This is a genomic window from Coprococcus sp. AF16-5, assembly GCF_003479365.1.
Taxonomy (GTDB): Bacteria; Bacillota; Clostridia; order Lachnospirales; family Lachnospiraceae; genus Coprococcus; species Coprococcus aceti.
This window is the reverse complement of the sequence record NZ_QUGZ01000001.1, coordinates 22,878-44,062: the sequence shown is the minus strand read 5'-3', so window position 1 is coordinate 44,062 and position 21,185 is coordinate 22,878. Positions and strand designations below refer to the sequence as shown.

Sequence of the window (21,185 nt, the reverse complement as noted above, 5' to 3'; positions counted from 1 at the left end):
TCACAAACATATGTTCAGTATAGCAGATTATATCTTTCCTGTCACTACACTCATGGTTTTACACCAGAACGATCTTCACATAAAAAACAGGACAGCCACATCATCTGTGACTGTCCCGCCAACACATCAACGCATTTCATTTATTTTGACTTTTTGTATACAGCTTTCTTAGGAGTGTTCATTCCCTTCGCCTTGAGCTTCTTTGCATATGCGTCATATTTCTTCTTAGGAAGATATATCTTCACATTGCTCTTGACACCCCGGAAAGCATTCTTACCGATAGTCGTTATCCTTGTAGACTTTATGGTAACTTTTCCAAGCTTTCCACACTTGCTGAATGCTGCACCGCCTATGGTCTTAACGTTTCCTCCGATCACAACTGTGGTGAGATATTTGCGTCCTGTAAATGCTTTCGCTCCTACAGCCGTAACATTGAAGTTCACTCCACCGATCTTGACACTGGATGCAACCGTGAGTGACTTGAACTTCTTGTCGCTCTTCTTGCTTGTACTTCCAACAAGTGTCACTGTTCCCTTGCCATTTGAAGCGGCATTTGTCACCTTGTATTTCAGATAGCCAGGCACGCCCTTCTGCGCAACTTTATATATCTTGCCCTTGCCAGCCTTGATAGCAAATGTCTTGCTGACGGAGCCTCTGTAATTACCCTTACCAGTGATCTTTACTGTCGCTGTACCGATATTCTTGTTGTTCTTGTACTGTACGGTGTAATCCACACCATTCTTCAGTGTTGTTTTGCCTCTCCTCAGCGCAAGCGATTTAACAGTGATAGATGATCCTGTGTATGTATATCCATTCTTTTCTATACCGCTTACGACCACATTGTTCTTGGAATTTCCTATGTCTATTCCAAGGGCAGCTACTGACTCATAACGCTTGTATCCACACTTGGTACAGGTAAATGTCTTCTTACCTGCCGCTGTGTCTGTAGGCTTGGTCGTTATCGCGCCCTTGTCCCATGTGTGATTTGCCAGGCCTGACTTCTCTCCACATGAGCACTGATACCAGTGAGATCTGCTGTCGCTCTTGTACTTATTGCCGTAATCGTGTACATGCTGCTCCGGCTCTTTCTCGATGGTGATCTTTACATTGAATACAACTCCATTGTAAGCCCTGTTCCATCCTGTAACTGATGTCCAGTCATAATTTACTGTGTCCGCAGGCTTGAAACAAAGCTTGTATGTATTGCCATCCTCAACCTTTGTCGTTCTGTCTGTATACCATGTGTATACTCCATCCTCGCGCTCTGGAAGCTCTATGTCTGCAAGAGTCATATTCTCCTTAGCACTCAGTGAATCTATCGCCTGAGTAAATACTGCATTTGCAGGAAGAATCTGAACAGTTATCTCCACATGCTCTGCTCTCTCGTATACATCCTCATCTTCAGGTACAAATGTTGCAAGGAAAGTCTTTGTTCCAACCTCTCCCACAGATTCATCTGCATTCTCCCAGATGAACATTCCACCTGCTGTCTCAGGCAGGAGTATCTTGCCAACAGTGTCTCCGTATGTAGCTGTGACATTCTCAGGAACTGTAAATACAGGATCCTGCTTTCTCACATACACTGAAAGCTTCACTGCAATTCTCACACTTCCGTCTTCCAGTTCCTCATATGTTCCCTCTGCTGCATCGATCTTGCTCCAGTCATAGTTTGCTGTGTCGTCTGGAACAAAGTATGCATCGTAGGTCTCGCTTGTTCCGGCCTTTCCTACCTGCTGTGTTCCATCTGCCCACATGTACTTTCCTGCTGCCGATGTTGGAAGCTCCACATCCGCAAGGGTCTTGCCGGCATATGCGTCGCCCGCCTTTCCGGCAGTAAATGAAGGTATTCCCTTCTCCACGCTGGATATGATCAGTGTGAACTCAGCCACTGTCTGATTCTGTCCTCTCACCGTGAACTTGACTGTCTGTGCCTCAGCACTTGCAGTCTTCGGCGTTCCATATACCTTTCCATCGTATATCACAAGTCCTGCCGGAAGTGTCTGTCCCTTTGCAAGGGAGTATAACACATATCCGTTGTCCACAGCTTCATCATTCTGGATCTCTATGGCTGTCAGATCATATAATGGCTCATCCTTTGTGGTTGTCTTTCCAACCTGCGCCTTAACTGTATCCTCTGTCTTTGCAAGAGTTATATTTACGGCCTCCTGCTTTGCCATATTTACCGTAACTGTTGCCGGCTCATATGTCATGACGCCGCTCCAGAGACGGTTGTTACTTGTAGTCATGGCTGTGTCATCCGGTCCAAATACAACTGAATCCACCGCCATTCCATCTATCGGCTCACCGTCTATTGTGATGTAGAACGACTTGCCACCCTGTATATAGAGTGCATCGTCACCGTCAACACCTGACTTCTTCTGACATCTTGTTGCCGATGAACTCTTCTCTATCTTTGCATCGCCATCCTTGAAGCAATATGCAGGATAATCCACATCAAGCTTGTAGAAAATGACGCTGTAATTTTTCAGTGCGTACACCATATCCGGGATCACTGTGGTGAGTATGCTTCCGCTTCCAAGACTTGACGTATATGCAAGCTGCTTCATATTACCATAGTTTACGATCATTGCACTGTTTGTGAGGTTGCCAAATGTAAACTGTGCATCAGCTCTATTGATGAGCTTTGCATTTGTATTCAGCGTGAGTCTCTCACTATTTGTGGCTGTGATCTCTCCGTAGTTATCTACTGTTGCTGAAGCCTGAACATTTCCTTTCAGATTCCATGCACCTCTGTTGACCAGTGATCCTGTCATAGTCAGAGCGCCGTCCACATTCCATGTGCCAAGGTTCTCAACATCACCGGTAACTGTCGCTGTCGATGTATTTGTAAGAGCTGCGCCCTCGGCGATGGTCAGCTTTGAATCCTTGAGGATCTCAAGCTGTTTTACCTCCACCTCTCTGTCAAGTGTGTAGTCTCCGCCTATAGTTAATTTGCCGGCGAGAGACATATACAGTGAACCCAGACTCTCAACCTGGTAATTGTCAGCGGTGCCCTTTACAGTAGCTGTGGACTTTGCATTCTCGTCTACATACTCTACCTTGCCAACCTTACCGCCTGCCGCAAGTACAAAGTCACCTGTGACAGCGCCCTCTGTTCCTGCCTTGACGTATATATTTCCAATGCTGTGACCATAGTTAAATACCAATGCCTTGCTATGCTCATTGTTGACGTCATTTTTTCTGAGTTCTCCTGACTTTATCTCGGCATACAGATCTCCCTTCACATCTGACTGCTGGACAAAGTTGTTGCACTTCTCAGCGCACCATCTTCCATCAACCACACAGTTCACATTTCCGGATACGGCTGTTCCCGACACTCCGTTGAAGTAGGAGCGCTTGTTCATGTAATCCGCACCGTATATAAATGTATTGTAATGATCAGTTATACCAACTCTTATATCCACATCACCGGATACTGATCCACCCGATGTAACATACATATTCTCAGACTTGGTTGATTTCGGTGTGTACATCTGTGCAGACTTTGCAAATGTGAAGTCTACCTTCTCCGCATTTGTATTGTACGCACCGTATACCACGCTTCCTGCTCTTCCGTCCTCTGCCGCGAAGGTCACTGTCTTGACATCAGCGTTTCCTGCCGCAGCTACAGTGCCTGACACATAACCGCTCATGATCGTCATGGTTACATTTCCATCTATCGTCACTCGGTCTGCCTTGCTGTCAGTTGAACCCGCAGCACATATATTGCCGACATTTCCGCTTCTGAGTGTCACCGATATGTCACCGGTGTATTTATTTGCTGTGTCCGTATAGCCTGATATGCTGTAGCCTGACAGATCATATGTAACCTCTTGGTCTATTCTGAGTGGTCTGTTGTCGTCTGCCACTCCATTATGATCAGCATCCAGATATACTGAGCTCTTGCTGCTATCCGACGGATCAACTATTATCACTGCTGAATTTCCACCGAGATCAATGGTCTTATCCTCTGTGTTCACAGATACACCAAGCTTGTTGATATCAGGTATCTCCGTGCCTGCCGGCAGTACCTTGAATACCACTGGGAAATCAACCGGTGTTCCATTTCGTCCTGTTATGACAAATACTACTGTGCTTTCACCTGCATTCTTGGCTGTTCCTGTTATCTTACCCGACTCAAGCACAAGTCCTGATGGAAGTGTCGAACCGCTCTTCAATCTGTACTGCATGTCAGTTCCATAATTCTTTGTGGTATCTCCTGTAACCTTGAGGATCGTGAGATCGTACGCTGGTGAATCCGCTGTGTACTTGGTCTCCGCCGCCAGAATCGGATCTGCGTATTCCTTACTGATGTCTATCTGGTCTGCCACATAATCCACTACAATAGACATAGATGAATCCGGGCCTGTCACCTTTGCACTTCCGTTGCTTCCCTGTACCGGCTCGCCGCCATTTGCCGACACATAGGCTGTGTAACCCGGCACATCGGTATAGCTAACTGTGATCGCCTGTTTGCAGGCAACATATTTGACATTCTCATATTCAACTACATATGACTGTGCAGCCAATTTTGCTGATGTGTTGTCCATGTTTGTTGAGCCGCCTGCATAGCTGTAATACACTCCTGTCCAGCCGCTGGCATCTATATCATCTGCAAATTTTCCTGCTGCCACCCACACACCTGTGTTGCTGAACTGGTCTGAAGGACACTTGAGCGTACCCTTCTGATATACTCTTGCCCAGCCTGATGTCATGTTGACCTTGCCCACATCAAACAGCGCATCCTCGCCTATTGTGAGTGTCGTGTCATACTGTGTCATATTGAGAGCCGCAAGCTTCGTATCTCCATTCACAACTGCCTTGGCATACTTTGAATAACCAAGCCTGTCAGCGGTCAGCGTATCGTTAAATACTGCGGATGATCTCTCGTTCAGTGACACATAATCCGTTACCTCAACAGGAGCATTTACATCAACTGCCGCACTGTCATAGATTATCAGAGCCATTGCCGTGAGCTTCTTATTCACAACGTAGGTTCCTCTGATAGTTACGATATCCTTGCTGTTTCTCATGAATGCACCGGTATATTTTGATGTTGTATCCGCTGCAAATCCGCCCTTATCTACAGTGTTCTCTGCGATCTCATATGCTATGGTTCCATCCACGGTTGAATTCGACAGAACATACATAGTTGCTGCCTTACCACCACGGATATTTATACTCACCGCATCGCCGCCTTTATATGAAAGCTCTGAATCCTTTGCACCGTATATTGCTTTTACATTTCCCCCCGTCATGGTGATCCTGATATTTCGTCTTATGGCGTTGTCCTCGACACCTGTTATCGTGTACTCCGACAGATCTCCGGTGTACAGAGGTGTCTTGCCATCTGCCTGTCCATCCTGATTGTCGTCCACGTATATCTCTGTCTCTGTGTCGTCCTTTGCCTGGATGACCACCGATGTTACGTTGAGACATATAGTCTTCTCATCCTCGTCAACTACGATTCGGCCATCCTGGTTGTCCTGCTTCTTCTCCTCATTTGAGACGATCACATTCAGTGAGAGCTGTGCCTTTGAACCATTTCTTCCTGTCACATGTACTATGACATTCTTTCCATCTTCATAAAGCTTGCTTGCCGTTCCGACAACCTTGCCATCGATCAATGAGAGTCCCTCAGGAAGTCCATTTGTCTCGTCGATCTCGTATGTGACCTCGCCCTCTCTTGCGTCGTTTGATATGACAAGATCTGCCATGTCATAGAGAGGTGAAGCTGCCGTGTATTCTTTTCCAAGCAGTGCCGATGGATCAACAGTTGTCTTGGATACCACGATCTGCTTTCCTGTCGTTGCGATCGTCACTGTACAAGGCTCGTTCGGCATGCTGAACGTGTACACGCCATTTGCTTCAACCGCTGAATTTTCCGCTGTGTCGCTCTGACCTCTGAAGGTCACCTTGTCAAGAATATATCCCTTGTTCACGGTCGGTGTTATCTTGACATCTGCGCCGCCCTTGACATATGTACCATCAGGATCAATATACTGTGACGTCTTGCCTGTCATGGTGTACGTTGCGGCCTTCTCGTTGGACACAACATCCAATGAATAATTTACATTTGCAACATCCCCTACAGCCGAGTCCTCTATTACGCCCCCCTTTGAGAATATATTTGGCAGATACCCATCAGTCGCCTTAAATGTTCCCTTGAGGATTCCACTGTGGAGTATGTTTGAACCGCCTGCTGCATATATACCCTCATTTGCAGTTACCGTTACCCCCTTGTTGATAACGATCACGGCATTGCCCTGGCTTCCGTTCTCTGTGAAGTTACCAAAGTAAATATTGTCAGCAGTTACATCCTTGTCTATCACAAGATTCTGTCCGCCATAATATATATTCTGTCCATAGGTTATAACAGATGAGCCGGTGGTATTCATGCTTGGAGCCATATAATACTTCTCCGGCATACTGCACTTGTCATCAAATGTAACTTTTGCATCCTTGTTATTACCTATATACATCTGGAAGCTTATTCCGTCTGCATTTGTAAAATCTGTGTTGTTGATCTTTATATCAACAGGAACTGTATTCTCGGTTGAACCGGAATAGCTCTCATTTGCCAGATAGAAAATATTATTTCCCGCCAGTCCATTTATACTGCTGTCTGACAACGTTATGTCAACCTTTGTTCCGATATTTCCGCAACTGTAATCACCTCCGGCGAGTCCACATTTTGCAAAATGTATCTTTGCTATATCCGCCTTGAGTTCCCCTGCCAGTGCAAAGTTGCCCATCATGGTAAACATGTCGCTGCCCGCGTATTCATACGAGTTCACAAGCGGATTGCCATTTTCGTCTACTATGGATTCATCATTCATGCCATCCACATTGACCGTCATATTTCCCAGACAGCTACCGCCGTATACAAGCTGTGCTGAACTGCTGATAACGTTGCTGACGCTTATGTTAAGATCCTTACTGATGCTTCCGCCCTGCTCTACATTCAGAGATCTCGTAATGCTACAGCCCGAAACTATGGCATCTACAGAACCATTTACCGTCACATTTGACAGCTCCAGAGCTTTTACATAGGCTGCATTACAGTTGTAAAGCTCTGCCTTTATATCACCTTTTACACCTGTGCTCAGATACATGCCATTTAATGTATCTGTTGTTGCCACAGCCTTCATTACAACGCTGGCAGAAGTGATGCCGGAACAATTTGAAATTCCATATACCCTGCCGCTGGCGCCAGTGATATTCCCCATGTTCACAGTATACGTATATGTTCCTTCTTCCTCCGGCTGAGTCTGACTGAACGAAACCGAATTCATGCCACATGTTGTGTAACCGGCAGCGCAGTTCTTTATATCTATATCAGCCCTTCCGCCCAGCATACCGCCATACATTCCATATATGGTGTTGAACTTTGCTCCTGAGCCATCAATGCTGACATTTACATTTCCCTTTATATTTGTATTATTGGTGCCATACACAGACATCTCTGATCCAGACTGGCTTTTCAGCTTAAGGTCCAGATTTCCAAGGATAGTCGCACTTGACGCACCATATACACTGGCACTTCTTCCATCCTTTACGGCTGATATTCCGTCAAATGTAAGGCTCACGTCACCATCAACCTTTGCCCCCTGGGAAACTCCGTTCAGGCTGTCTACCTTGGAGTCAGTCACCTTGGCCGTCAGTGTCTTACTGAGCACAGCTCCATTCTGCACGAGATACACTGAATTGGCGCTGGCTCCTTTCATATTGAACACTGCATCGCCATTTATAGTGTATGCCTTTCCTGTGTAATATCCATCTGTAGCCAGTGTGACAAATGTGTTGCCGTCACAGCTATAATTGATATTCTCCGTGATGTCTCCATCTATGGTCGATGTGCTGAGACCATAGAGCGTCTTTATCTTAACTGACTTCTCCGTGTCTATCAGTACACCACCAGTACAATATGTCCTGAAAAGTCCATACAGACTTTCAACTGCCGCGTCGCCCTTCACACTGATAGTTACCGCAGTCATGTTCTCCGGAGTCTCAACAGTGCTCTCAAATGCTCCATATACAACAGGCAGTTCAGCACCGTCTATGGTTATGGAGATCGGCGAACTGCCATTACCATGATAGATTCCATATATATTGCCATATTGTATGTCCGTGCTTCCATCCAATGCGAAAGCTTCCTCGCCCTCATCAAGGATTCCATCCCTGTCTTTGTCATTGTAAATATTTAATAACTGCTCGCTGTCAGTGGAATTCGGCGACTGCTTTATGATTACCGAATTGCCGTTGAGCGTGACACCTGATGGTGTAGAGCCTGACGACTCATATACATACTCCAGCCCCTTTCCCGTATTCGCAGCTTCAGACTGTGTTCCGTCCGCCGCAAATGCCGTTATTCCCGATGCCATGCCAATAGCAGCAAGCACCGACAAGGCCGTTATACCTCCTCGTAGCCTTCTCTTTCTCATCAATTACCCTCCCTTAATTAATTGTTTCGCAGACCATTCCCGCTATAATTGTGCACTATAGCAGAAAAAGTCTTGCAAATATGTAGATTTTTGCCACTTTAACCATTTTACCATAGCAAAGTTGCAAATACTATCAACAAATTCACAAGACTTTTTTATGCATTTTTATATTTTCTGTTATAATTCCGCTATCTTCTCCTGTTGCCAAACAATAATACAAGTCTGAGCAACTGAAGTGATGCTGATACCATGGCTGCCACATATGTCATAGCTGCCGCTGTGAGTACACTTCTTGCACCCTTGAGTTCATCCGGATAGAGATACCCGCTGCCCTCCAGTATCGCCATGGCTCTTCTCGATGCATTGAACTCCACCGGAAGTGTCACAAACTGTAGGACAACAACCAGTGAGAACAATATGATTCCGAGTGTTATAAGGTAATCAACCCTCGGAATGAGAAGTCCTATAAGTATGAGCGGCCATGATATGGCTGAGCCTATATTTGCCGCTGGAATGATGGCTGACCTTATGGTGAGCGGTGCATATGCATTTGCATGCTGTATGGCATGTCCGCACTCATGGGCTGCCACGCCTATCGCTGCGATGGATCTGGAACCATACACGCTGTCCGACAGATTGAGCGTATGCTCCTTAGGATTGTAATTATCAGTCAGATCTCCTGAGATGTGATGTATTGACACATCCGTTATCCCCGCATTCCTGAGTATCATGTATGCGACCTGGTCCGCTGTGTAGCCTGACCGCGATCCCACCTTCTCATACTTCTTGTATGTGGTCTTGACTCTTGCCGACGCTATCATGCAGAGCACCACGCCTATGAGAACCAACAGATATGTTGGGTCAAAATAAAATCCATAATATGGCATATATATCACCTTTTCCTTTCATGTATCCCTGACGGGGGCTTTTGTTTTCCACTATCCTATAGTATATATTGCGCTTCGTCAACAGGTGTGGATGATTCTTCATATAAATTTCATTTTTGCCGGAACTAATTTTATACTTCGTTTTCCTGCCATTTTTCTTATGTCATTTACCTGCAGCTATCTGCCAAGCATCTCATTTACCTTATTCTGCACCTTGACATGATCATACCCTGCCTTCTTCAGCCTGTTCTTTCTGTCATCGCCATTTCCCCAGTCGCCGGCTATGACCTCTCTGGCTATCTCGTCAATAGATTTCTTCTGTGAGAATTTCACTATAGCGTTCACCTTCTCCTGAACTTTATCGTAATCATATCCCGCCGTTTTTAATCTCTTTTTTCGATCCTCGCCGTTCCCCCATCTGCCCGCTATGACTTCCTTCGCGATCACATCTATGCTTTTCTTTTTTCTATTCTTATAATTACTTTTCCCGCTATTGCTGTCAGAGCCTTTCCCTTTCGTTTTTCCCTTATCACTGCCAGTCTTTATCGCAGCACATTTTCTCCATGTCGCTTTGTCTATATAAGACTTGTTCAGGTCAAGATTTCCTTCATACCCCGGAAGCCGGCCTACAGAAGTGTATTGCCTGATAGAACAATCATACTGCCCCTCATTCCACGGATGCTCCTGATATCCAGTCTGCTCATAATCAGGATACTGAGCGACCCACAGCCTGTAGCCCAGGCCCTTTACATTGTCCATGGCGCTCTTCTGGATATAGATCAGGGGCTTAACACCGGTTTTTCTGTATACATGATCACACCACTCTTTGCACCACGCTCTGTCACTTCTGCCAAACTGAGGATTATTCCGCCCCTCCCAGTCAAGGACAAGTATCGCCTTGCCCACATATTTCTTACTGTATGCTATGAAATACTCAGCCTCACTGTGGGGATCGCCACCATTTGCATAATGGAATGCCCCCAGGAGTTTTCCCGCTTTCATCGCCTGGTCACAGTGCTTTGCAAAATACCTGTTCTTGTAGTCCGTGCCCTCCGTAGCTTTCACTATCACAAAGTCACAAGGCACCTTGGTTATATCTATAGTATCCTGCCACGCTGATATATCTATACCATCCATGTAGCCCTTTAATGGAACCTTATTAGAAGCCATAAAATTGTCTCCTGAATTCTTTTGTCTGTATATAATATTCCAGACATTGAATCAGGAGACAATCTTAGGATCATTATTCCGAACTTATACTTATCTGTCTCGTATTACATGTGCCACTGTCATGACGCCTTTATTCATGCCACTTTTCCTTATCTCCGCCATTGTAAAACCGCTTGAATATCGATATCAGGTAGTCCCATCCCCGGCTACATATAATCGCAATGACAAATGCCCCGAAAAACGCAGCCACAGGATAATACCACACAAATGCTATGTGATAAAATGATAGTCCAACAAAAAGTCCCACCTCACACACAATGACACTGGTGATCAGAACCTGAAAAGAGGTAGGGATCTTCTTCAGCACTCCTACCTCTTTCGTAAATTCCGTTATTACCGATATCAAAGTGCAAAGAACCGCAACAACTACAAGATATACTGCGAATCTGTCCATGCGTATTCACCTCCTTGTCCATGATATAGTTTAATGTATTCCGGAAGGTGGTATGTGGTTATAAAATATTATTGTGTTCTTAAATCTCTTTTTAAATCCAACCTCGCGTTAATGCGAGGTGTTTTACGTTATATAGGAATCTCCAAAATGTATATATATCAAAATTACTTCTGTATGAAAATAGAATAATGTATTTAACCGGGCAGCCGAGGAGTGTTACACCATATCCGTTCGAGTCTTGGAAGGGAGTGGTGCCTTATGAGTACATATGAGGAATTCATGGTTATATTAACCGTTGCGATACTTATTGTGACAATTCTGAATCATAGAAAATAAGAAAAACACCTCAGCCGACTAAGCTATGAGGTGTTTCATCTTAAAATGGTTTTTGCCGGACGGATAGGACGTATCTATCGCTCGGCTGTCTTGTTAAGTATATTATACAATATTTTTGACGTTTGTCAAAAATAAAATTCTGAAGTGCAAGATCAAATGCCGCATGGGACTTACCAAATCGTCTGGCATGACTGACACTGATACAATTAGCATTTGTACATATAACTCTGTTCAGATATTCAAGCAGACCTGTCTTATCAAGATACAATTCACTATTCTTGTCCTTTGTAAAACTGTCATTACTTGGATTAAAATAAATGCCCATCTCATGCCCTCCTTGTTTATTTCAAATGTCTTATATATAATTCTCAGAATTCATTGATATAGGCCTTTTCTCTGAAATCGGGATATTAATTCAACCTCTTTCCGAGTTGCCATAAAGCTGTGCCCATCCTCAAGTGTTATATTTCCAAGTTCAATATTCTTATCTATGCTACCCATTATATCTGTTTTTATGAGGCTTTTCAACGACGCTATATTCTCAGGAGTGCGTAAGTATCTTTTTAAATGTGCTGTCAAATATTTTATGTGTCAATCTATATTGCTGCCTACTGTTTTTTCTTCCGATTGGTAGCCACACTTTAGCCCTAAATCAACCATAAGTCAATAGATTTTCACAAATGCGCGTATAAGGCAATTTTTCGCGAGATTATTTTAAAATTATAACTTTTTTTACTTTCTTCTCGCCATCAAAATATTCTACTACTATAGTTCTATCCATTTTAATCACCCCTTCCATTTGATATGTAAGGCAATTATAATACCGAATAAATATAAAACAAGTCTTGACAAAATAAAACAAAAGAGTTGCTGTAAAATTCCTTAGCAACTCCCGTTTTCCAACTAATGCTGAATATCAAAGCAATATTTCATATGTATGGCTGTCATCATCATAATATACAAGCATGCCAAATTTGTATTCATCAAAATTGATTTCAACCTTCAAAGAATTTAAAAATCAAAAAAATAGAGAGCCTTTAGATCTCTCTAAAAGCCCTCTAAACCGTTTAAATACTAGGTTTTTACTTAGAACTTACCAGCGTTAGCAGCTTCCTCTACGGAAACAGCTACAGCAACTGTAGCACCAACCATAGGGTTGTTACCCATTCCGATAAGTCCCATCATCTCTACGTGTGCAGGAACTGATGATGAACCAGCGAACTGTGCATCACTGTGCATACGTCCGAGAGTATCTGTCATACCGTATGAAGCAGGACCTGCTGCCATGTTATCTGGGTGAAGTGTACGTCCTGTACCACCGCCTGATGCTACTGAGAAGTACTTCTTACCCTGCTCGATACACTCCTTCTTGTATGTACCTGCAACTGGATGCTGGAAACGTGTAGGGTTTGTTGAGTTACCTGTGATAGATACACCAACGTTCTCCTTGTGCATGATAGCAACACCTTCCTGAACATCGTCAGCGCCGTAGCACTTAACTGTTGCACGAATACCATCTGAATATGCCTTCTCGTATACTACATTGAGCTCAGCCTTCTTGTAGTCATACTTTGTCTCAACATATGTAAATCCATTGATTCTTGAGATGATCTGAGCTGCATCCTTACCAAGACCGTTAAGGATAACTCTAAGAGGTTTTTTACGAACCTTGTTAGCCTTCTCAGCGATACCGATAGCACCCTCAGCTGCTGCAAATGACTCATGACCTGCTAAGAAACAGAAGCACTCTGTCTCCTCCTCAAGTAACATCTTACCAAGGTTACCATGTCCAAGACCAACCTTACGATGATCTGCAACAGAACCTGGTATACAGAATGCCTGAAGACCCTCGCCGATAGCTGCTGCTGCGTCTGCTGCCTTTCTGCATCCCTTCTTGATTGCGATTGCTGCACCTACTGTATATGCCCAGCAAGCATTCTCAAAACAAATTGGCTGAATACCCTTTACCTGATTGTAAACGTCAAGTCCAGCGTCCTTTGTGATCTTCTCAGCTTCTTCGATTGAGCTGATTCCATAGCTGTTAAGTACAGCGTTTATCTGGTCTATTCTTCTTTCATATGATTCAAATAATGCCATTGTCTCGTTCTCCTTTCCTCTATTTCCGACTACTCTTTACGTGGATCGATGATCTTAACAGCGCCCTGCTCTGGCTTAACACGTCCGTATGAACCTGAAGCCTTCTCCCAAGCTGTGTTAGGGTCATCACCCTTCTTGATAAAGTCAGTCATCTTTCCAAGAGAAACGAACTGATATCCGATAACTTCGTCATCTGCATCAAGTGCTATTCCTGTTACATAGCCCTCTGCCATCTCAAGGTAACGAACACCCTTAGCCTTTGTTGCATACATTGTACCAACCTGTGAACGAAGACCCTTTCCAAGATCCTCAAGTCCGGCACCAACTGCAAGTCCGTCATCTGAGAATGCACTCTGTGTACGTCCGTATACGATCTGAAGGAATAACTCTCTCATTGCTGTATTGATAGCATCGCACACAAGGTCAGTGTTGAGAGCCTCAAGGATTGTCTTACCCTGAAGAATCTCAGCTGCCATAGCTGCTGAATGTGTCATACCTGAACATCCAATAGTCTCGACAAGAGCCTCCTCGATAACACCCTCTTTTACGTTAAGTGAAAGCTTGCAGGCACCCTGCTGTGGTGCACACCAGCCTACACCATGTGTAAAACCAGAGATGTCTTTGATTTCCTTTGAGTAAACCCACTTTCCTTCTTCTGGGATAGGAGCTGGCTCATGCTTTGCACCCTTTGCTACAGGGCACATGTTTTCAACTTCCTTAGTGTAAATCATTGTGAAACTCCTTTCAAAATATGAATTCTTAAAAGCGGTTCCGAATTCTCTAATTCAAACCATCAGTGGTATTTTCTCACAAAACAGTTATGAAGTCCATAGCTTATTGAAAATTTTTGTCGCATTTGCGTGTACTTTATCAAGTACAGCGCGCCTTATTGAGAAAGTTTTTAACAAGGCACAGTTGTCAGGGTTCATATGTCCGCTTATATCATTTGACCGTAACAATATTCACTTGAACATATGTATTTATCTGATATACAATACTTCTGTCAGAGCACATTTCCCCCAGACATGCGCCGCTTCAGGCGCTGCTCAGATACATGATATAAAAAATAAAAACGGAGGTTTTCAACATGAGATTTATAGATATGCACCTTCACACCACCGCTTCCGACGGCTCCTGCACCCCATCAGAGGTGTGCCAGCTTGCCATTGACAGGAATCTTGCAGCGATCGCCATAACCGACCACGACACAGTGGACGGCGTAGCAGATGCAATCACATATGCAGATAACTGGAACAGCACTCTTCCTCCGATCCAGAACAGTGATTCCACCAACTGCTCTGGCTTTTCTGACAGCAGTGACCATCATATCGAGGTAGTTCCCGGCATAGAGATGTCAGCCATCTACAACGGTGTGGAGATCCACATTCTGGGCTTCTATATGGACTACAAGAACCCTGAGCTCATCTCCCGTCTTGCCGCCATCAAACAGGCCAGATACGATCGAAACGAGCAGATGTGTGAGAGATTCCGCGCCGACGGAATAGACATGACCATGGAGAAGCTGCAGCATGGCAATCCTGATACTGTCGTCACAAGAGCTCATTTTGCCAGAATTCTCATAGCCGAAGGCGTATGCAGGGACATGAACCAGGCGTTCAAAAAGTATCTGGGCAAGAAATGCAAATATTACATTCCAACACCAGACATACCGGCCGCCGATGCCATAAGACTCATAAGAACCTACGGCAAGGCTGCCTTCATCGCCCACCCCCTCATATACGGATTTGGATATAAACAGATAGAGGACATGCTTGAAGAACTGAAGCCATATGGCCTTTCAGGGCTTGAGGTCTACCACTCTTCCAACAATGCCTATGAATCCGGAAGGCTTAGGGAGATCGCCAGAAAACACGGGCTCCTCATATCAGGAGGTTCCGACTTCCACGGCGCAGCCAAACCCGACATATCCGTGGGAACCGGAAGGGGCGGCCTTCGGATCACGGAAGCTGTATTTCAGGATATAAAAAAAGCGGTCACTGTATAATGACCGCTTTTTTATTTACTCTGATGATACCTTTATTATATCTTTGACTTCTTATCCTTATCATCATCTGTGACTGTTGATGATCCCTGCTTCTCAAGCTCTGCAACAGCGCTCTTGTGCATCGGTATACGACAGTTCTTGTTGTTACCAAACTCTACGATGATAGTTGAATCATCAACCACATCAAGGATGGTTCCGTAGAAACCACTGGTTGTCATGATATTATCACCAGGCTCCATCTGTGAAAGCATCTGGTCTGTCTTGGCCTTCTGCTTCTTCTGTGGTCTGATCATCATGAAGTAAATGATTGCAGCAAATATGGCAATATATACAACAATAAACATAACTGATGAACCGCCACTGGCCTGTGTTCCTGTTGACGATGATAAAATTGTTGAAAGTGAATTCATTCTCTGGTCTCCTTTTTGATTACTCTTCTCCACCAGCAAGGCTCTCAAGCATCGATTTCTTATATGACTGATATCTTCCTTCTTCTATAGCCTCTCTGATGTCTTTCATCATATTATTATAAAAATACAAATTATGCAAGACGCAAAATCTCATACCGAGCATTTCATTTGCCTTGAGCAGGTGTCTGATGTACGCTCTGCTATAGTGCTGGCATGCAGGGCATCCGCAGCCCTCCTCTATAGGTCTGTCGTCTGTCTCAAATCTCGCATTCTTGAGATTCATCTTGCCATGCTTCGTGTACACATGGGCGTGTCGTCCATTTCTGGATGGATATACGCAATCGAAGAAATCAACACCTCTGTCGACCGCCTCAAGTATATTTGCAGGGGTTCCAACACCCATGAGGTATGTCGGTCTGTCCTCAGGCAGATACGGAACGGTCACATCGAGTATGTGGTACATCTGCTCTGCTGTCTCTCCTACTGCAAGTCCTCCTATGGCATATCCCGGAAGATCAAGCTCGCTGATTCTCTTGGCGTGATCTATTCTGATATCCTCGTATATGGCACCCTGATTGATTCCAAACAATAGCTGATTCTTGTTGATCGTATCCGGCAGACTGTTAAGTCTCTCCATCTCATTCTTACATCTGACAAGCCATCTGGCGGTTCTTGCCACCGAGTTCTCCACATACTGTCTGTCAGCCAGTGCAGGGGCACACTCGTCAAATGCCATGGCTATTGTAGATGCCAGATTCGACTGTATCTGCATGCTCTCCTCAGGTCCCATGAATATCTTGCGTCCATCGACATGGGAATTGAAGGTTACGCCCTCCTCCTTGATCTTCCTGAGTCCCGCCAGGGAGAATACCTGGAATCCGCCTGAATCAGTGAGTATCGGTCTGTCCCAGTACATAAACTTATGTAAACCGCCCATCTGCTTGACTATCTTATCCCCAGGTCTCACATGGAGATGATATGTATTTGACAGCTCGATCTGACATCCTATGTCCTTGAGATCCGTTGTTGCCACAGCTCCCTTTATGGCTGCTGCCGTTCCAACATTCATGAACAGAGGTGTCTGCACTGTTCCGTGAACAGTCTGAAATTCAGCTCTCTTTGCCCTTCCATCCTTACAAAGTATTTTGTACATTGTTATGTAAACCTTTCTTTTTCATTCTTCCGAATCTTACGCTATACTTTAGCGTACTCTTTATAATGCACCATTTAAAGTATATTTGCAAGCAAATTTACAATCCACAGGCATTTACCGCCGAACTTGACCGCATACCGGATGAATACGAAGACTTCCGATACAATGCAGACAGATTACAATTTTGACAGCCACATATCTTACATACAAAACGGCACCTGTAATTTCACTTACAGGTGCCGTTATATCAATATATAGACTTTCAGTTCTGTTAGCTCCGTGCTAAATCACCACTGAATTATCTGACTTATCACTGCTTCTCCTTCAGCGTAGCTGTAGCAGTCTGCTTCTCGTAGTTACCATTGTTGTTTCTGTAGTATACGATAGATACCTTATCGCCAGGATTGCAGGCCACGATCTTGTCGTGGAATGTCTCCATATCTGCTATGTCCTCACCGTCAAGGCTGCAAATGATATCTCCTGACTGGAGTCCACACTCCTCTGCTGCTGAACCCTGCTCAACTGATGATATATATACACCCTCAGGCATGTTCAGGAGCTGTGCGTACTGGCTTGTGATGGTCTGGGCAGATATACCGAGGTAAGCCTGTCCTGATGTTGTTCCATCATTTGACACATTCTTGCCTGCTATCAGGTCATTGATTATATCCTGTACATCTGATATAGGAAGTGCATAGCCCATACCCTCAACGCTTGTATCTGAATACTTGGCTGTGTTGATACCGATCAGCTCGCCCTGCATGTTGACAAGGGCACCACCACTGTTACCAGGGTTGATGGCTGCATCTGTCTGAAGTACCTTTACTGTCTCATCTGAAGCACTTATCTCTCTGTTAAGTGCGCTTATATATCCAACTGTAACTGACTGTCCATATCCAAGTGCATTTCCGATTGCCACGCACGGATCACCAACTGCAAGATCATCCGATGAACCTACCTGAATCTCCTTTATCTCATTCAAAGTGTCATCCGATATGTCCGAAAGCTTAACTGTGACAACTGCTATATCATTGTTCTCAACGTATCCCTTTACCACCGCATCTGCACTCTTGTCATCGACAAATGTAACTGACAGTGACTTAGCATTCTGTACCACATGATAATTAGTTGCAAGATACAGGTACTGGTCATCCTTGCCGATGATGATACCTGAACCGGCTCCTGTTGACTCCTGCTGATATGAATTGAACCAGTAATCATATGTTGTTACGTATGTTCCTGTGATCGATACGATGGAAGGCATAACCTTCTTGGCAACCGTTGACACATCGTACACTGTACTTGTCGTGTCTGATGATGCCTGCTTGAGCTGTGGTGCATTGTTCTCTGTTGAACCCTCAGCACTCTGCTCTGTTGTGGTCTGCGAATCTTTGCCGAGAAGCTTATCCGATCCATATCTGACCCCCTGGAATACAACGCCTGCCACAAGTCCGAATACAACAGCCGCTGCAACCACACCTGCTGCCTTCTTGCCAAATCCGCTCTTCCTGTTCTTTGGCTTCTTATCTTTTGCCTTCTTCTGTCTCATATTGTTATCTGAAGGCTTTCCTGTTCCCATATTGTTCATTGGATTGCCTGCCTGATTCTGATAACCCTGATTCATTCTCTGGCTGTCATACCATGCTTCCATGCCATTTACATTTCTCTGGAAGCCTGAATATGAAGCGTTCTGTGTACCGGCTGTTTGAGCATTCTGCGATGAACTCTGTGCGCCGGCAGTCTGAGCGTTCTGTGCCGAGCCTTGTACACCGGCTGTCTGATTGTTCTGCGCTGACTGTGTTCCCTGAACATTCTGTGTCTGCTGTGAAGCATTTGTTGAAGGTCTGTCAAATCTTGAATCTCCTCTATTGTTCATATAGCTGTAATGATACAGACCATCCTGCTGTGGTGCCTGACCACTATTTCCATTCATCTGGTTCTTGTTTTCCTGTTCCATCTCTATCATCCTTTCGCATCTTTATTATCTTAATTCCTGTAATCGGTACCTTTCTCTTTCTTACAGTTGTTACTATACGCAGTAAATGTGTCATATTTGTGTCTTTATTGTTTTAATTCTGTGCACAAATGTTATATACTAGTCAGGTACGATCTCAAATAACCCTTATGGAGGATAATATATGTTTAGAGTATGGGGAAAACTTATAAAAGATAACCACCTCATGAAGGATACCGTGATATGCATATCCGACTACGAGATGACGCGTACCCACAAGGTATACAAGGCCCTTGAGGATATGTGCTACGAGTTTGACCTGGCAAAGCCGGTGTGGCTTAAGAAGAATAAGGATGAGTTTATCCACCACGCCAGAACCAGATTCACAGCGGATAACTTTGTGGAGGATATAGATTTTGACTACCTTGATTTTCAGGTAATAGAGGAGGAATACTAGATGTTTTCTGTCTCTTCAGTGAGCAAAAGCTACGGCAAAAATAAAGTTCTGACAGATGTGTCACTGTCCGTATCCCCGGGTGAATGCATCGCCCTGCTGGGAATCAACGGATCGGGTAAATCCACCCTGCTGGGAATACTATCCAGAAACATAAAGCCAGACTCAGGCTGCTTCGGTTTCGACTGTCAGGCAAATGCTGCTCTGCTCCCACAGGACAATCCACTCATACCGGAACTCACAGCCATTGACAACATCAGACTGTGGCACCCCGGAAGCAGGAAAACAGTCATGAACTCCCACAATATGAGCATATGTCAGTCTCTCGGTGTGGATTCATTTCTGGACAAACGTGTCTCAAAGCTCTCCGGTGGAATGAAGAAGAGGCTAAGCCTTGCCATCACGATGATGTCTGACCCGGATCTGCTTCTTCTCGATGAACCTCTGGCCTCACTTGATCTTCTATGCAAGAACGGGATACTGAGCTATCTCCAGAATTACATAACACATGGAGGAAGTGTCATCATCGCCACACATGAGACATCTGCGCTGGATATATGCAACAAGATATACACACTGAAAAATGGACACATCCAACTGGCCATAGACAGAAATATCTCACCCGGATACACCTCACCTGAAACCTACATCAATCTGATCAGATCATAGCTTTATCTAAAGGAGTTTTATGTTTTACCGACTTATACGAACTGATTTGAAAAGAATAGCTCATTATGGAATATACATGGTAGTCGCAGCATTTGTCATGATGACGGTTTTCCTGTGTCTTGCGTTAAACGCGAACTCTTTCATCTACTCTGATGACCGCTCCGAACCACTTTCAATCGGAATCGTGATGAGTGCAGATTCAAAAACCGCACAGATGGCATACAACACGATATCTGATATGGACAGCTACCACTCATCATGTGTATTCACAGAATTTTCAGACAAGGATACAGCCCTTTCAAGGCTCTCTGACGGAGACCTGTTCGCTGTGATCTACGTCCCTGACAATATCATAAGCGACATCATGGACGGAACGAACACACCTGTCGAGGTATACTATTCTGACAACCGGTCCATCGATACATTTGTGCTGAATGACCTCTTCCGCTCCACCTCCTCCATGCTTGGCATATCCCAGGCGGCCATATATTCGGTTCAGGCGATAGGAAGGAACATGGAGCTTCCCGAGGATATTCAGGACACGCTCAGCAACGATGTAAATGCCATGTTCATGACTAAGGTTCTTGACAGGACTGCCAACTTCACCGTCGACAAAATAAATGCAACCAGAGCAGCAAATACCACCGACTTCTACACAAGTGCGGCGGTTCTTCTCATGATGATGCTGTGCAGCGTTGTTTTCTTCCCATTCCTGCTCGACCTCCCAGCCTCTTACATAACAAAGCTCAGGTCACAGGGAATTGGCAAAGTCAGACGCAATGTCAGCAATTTCATATCCATGTTCATATGGCTGTATATCCTTTATATAACTGTATACATGGCTCTCGCCCTGGCATCACTGTTTATCGATGAACTGCATGTAAATATCCACATGAACGGGATACTGTTCGGAATCGTCATAGCTACATGTGTCGCGGTATATACGCTGCTCATAAGTCTGGTTCCCGCAGGGATACACGGCTGCACACTGCTTCTCACTGTGGTCACTGTCATACTGGCCTATGTGAGCGGCTTATTCATACCGGAAGCCATGCTTCCAAACTTTGCAAAGTATATATGCCATGGATCGCTGCTCAATAAGCTTGTGCAGACACTGTGCATATATTTATCATAAATTTACGGAGATACATC

The 21,185-nt window shown here is 44.6% G+C and carries 14 protein-coding genes; 4 read left to right on the top strand and 10 right to left on the bottom strand.

The window, feature by feature from the left end; all coding sequences use genetic code 11:
* Positions 1–140 precede the first annotated feature (140 nt).
* From DWW70_RS00160 to DWW70_RS00130, 7 genes are all read right to left on the bottom strand, one after another.
* Entirely contained in the window at positions 141–8,444 is an 8,304-nt protein-coding gene (locus DWW70_RS00160) for a leucine-rich repeat protein (RefSeq protein ID WP_147360125.1), read from the bottom strand.
* A 188-nt stretch (positions 8,445–8,632) separates the two neighbouring features.
* On the bottom strand, positions 8,633–9,331 hold the full coding sequence (locus DWW70_RS00155; RefSeq protein ID WP_015533113.1) for a zinc metallopeptidase: 699 nt from the start codon (positions 9,329–9,331) through the stop codon (positions 8,633–8,635).
* Between the two features lie 177 nt (positions 9,332–9,508).
* A complete protein-coding gene (locus DWW70_RS00150) occupies positions 9,509–10,501 on the bottom strand; it encodes a GH25 family lysozyme (RefSeq protein ID WP_118649048.1) in 993 nt (330 codons plus the stop codon).
* A 130-nt stretch (positions 10,502–10,631) separates the two neighbouring features.
* Complete coding sequence (locus tag DWW70_RS00145; protein ID WP_055224206.1) at positions 10,632–10,955, bottom strand: hypothetical protein; 324 nt, start codon at positions 10,953–10,955, stop codon at positions 10,632–10,634.
* Between the two features lie 376 nt (positions 10,956–11,331).
* The gene (locus DWW70_RS00140) at positions 11,332–11,616 is read right to left on the bottom strand and encodes a hypothetical protein (RefSeq protein ID WP_118649047.1); all 285 of its coding nucleotides are present in this window, start codon (positions 11,614–11,616) and stop codon (positions 11,332–11,334) included.
* Positions 11,617–12,377: 761 nt separating this feature from the next.
* Positions 12,378–13,388 carry a GGGtGRT protein gene (locus DWW70_RS00135; RefSeq protein WP_004853826.1) on the bottom strand — a complete coding sequence of 337 codons (1,011 nt, stop codon included), beginning with the start codon at positions 13,386–13,388 and terminating at the stop codon, positions 12,378–12,380.
* Between the two features lie 29 nt (positions 13,389–13,417).
* Positions 13,418–14,119 (bottom strand): iron-sulfur cluster assembly scaffold protein, encoded by a 702-nt coding sequence (locus tag DWW70_RS00130; RefSeq protein WP_004853825.1) that lies wholly within the window; start codon positions 14,117–14,119, stop codon positions 13,418–13,420.
* Positions 14,120–14,475: 356 nt separating this feature from the next.
* Here DWW70_RS00130 and DWW70_RS00125 point away from each other — a divergent pair, with 356 nt between their 5' ends.
* Entirely contained in the window at positions 14,476–15,393 is a 918-nt protein-coding gene (locus tag DWW70_RS00125; RefSeq protein ID WP_022216212.1) for a PHP domain-containing protein, read from the top strand.
* Between the two features lie 35 nt (positions 15,394–15,428).
* Here DWW70_RS00125 and yajC read toward each other — a convergent pair whose 3' ends face one another.
* The 3 genes from yajC to DWW70_RS00110 form a co-directional block, all read right to left on the bottom strand.
* The gene (gene yajC, locus DWW70_RS00120; protein WP_015533108.1) at positions 15,429–15,803 is read right to left on the bottom strand and encodes a preprotein translocase subunit YajC; all 375 of its coding nucleotides are present in this window, start codon (positions 15,801–15,803) and stop codon (positions 15,429–15,431) included.
* A gap of 19 nt (positions 15,804–15,822) precedes the next feature.
* Positions 15,823–16,956 carry a tRNA guanosine(34) transglycosylase Tgt gene (gene tgt / locus DWW70_RS00115; protein ID WP_015533107.1) on the bottom strand — a complete coding sequence of 378 codons (1,134 nt, stop codon included), beginning with the start codon at positions 16,954–16,956 and terminating at the stop codon, positions 15,823–15,825.
* A 310-nt stretch (positions 16,957–17,266) separates the two neighbouring features.
* Entirely contained in the window at positions 17,267–18,913 is a 1,647-nt protein-coding gene (locus tag DWW70_RS00110) for a S1C family serine protease (RefSeq protein WP_243017625.1), read from the bottom strand.
* A gap of 181 nt (positions 18,914–19,094) precedes the next feature.
* Here DWW70_RS00110 and DWW70_RS00105 point away from each other — a divergent pair, with 181 nt between their 5' ends.
* From DWW70_RS00105 to DWW70_RS00095, 3 genes are read left to right on the top strand one after another with little or no spacing between them, the layout of a single operon-like run.
* Complete coding sequence (locus DWW70_RS00105; protein WP_015533105.1) at positions 19,095–19,367, top strand: hypothetical protein; 273 nt, start codon at positions 19,095–19,097, stop codon at positions 19,365–19,367.
* A complete protein-coding gene (locus tag DWW70_RS00100) occupies positions 19,368–20,033 on the top strand; it encodes an ATP-binding cassette domain-containing protein (RefSeq protein WP_055144861.1) in 666 nt (221 codons plus the stop codon). It abuts the gene before it with no gap.
* A gap of 19 nt (positions 20,034–20,052) precedes the next feature.
* Entirely contained in the window at positions 20,053–21,168 is a 1,116-nt protein-coding gene (locus DWW70_RS00095) for an ABC transporter permease (RefSeq protein WP_118649045.1), read from the top strand.
* The last annotated feature ends 17 nt before the right edge of the window (positions 21,169–21,185 follow it).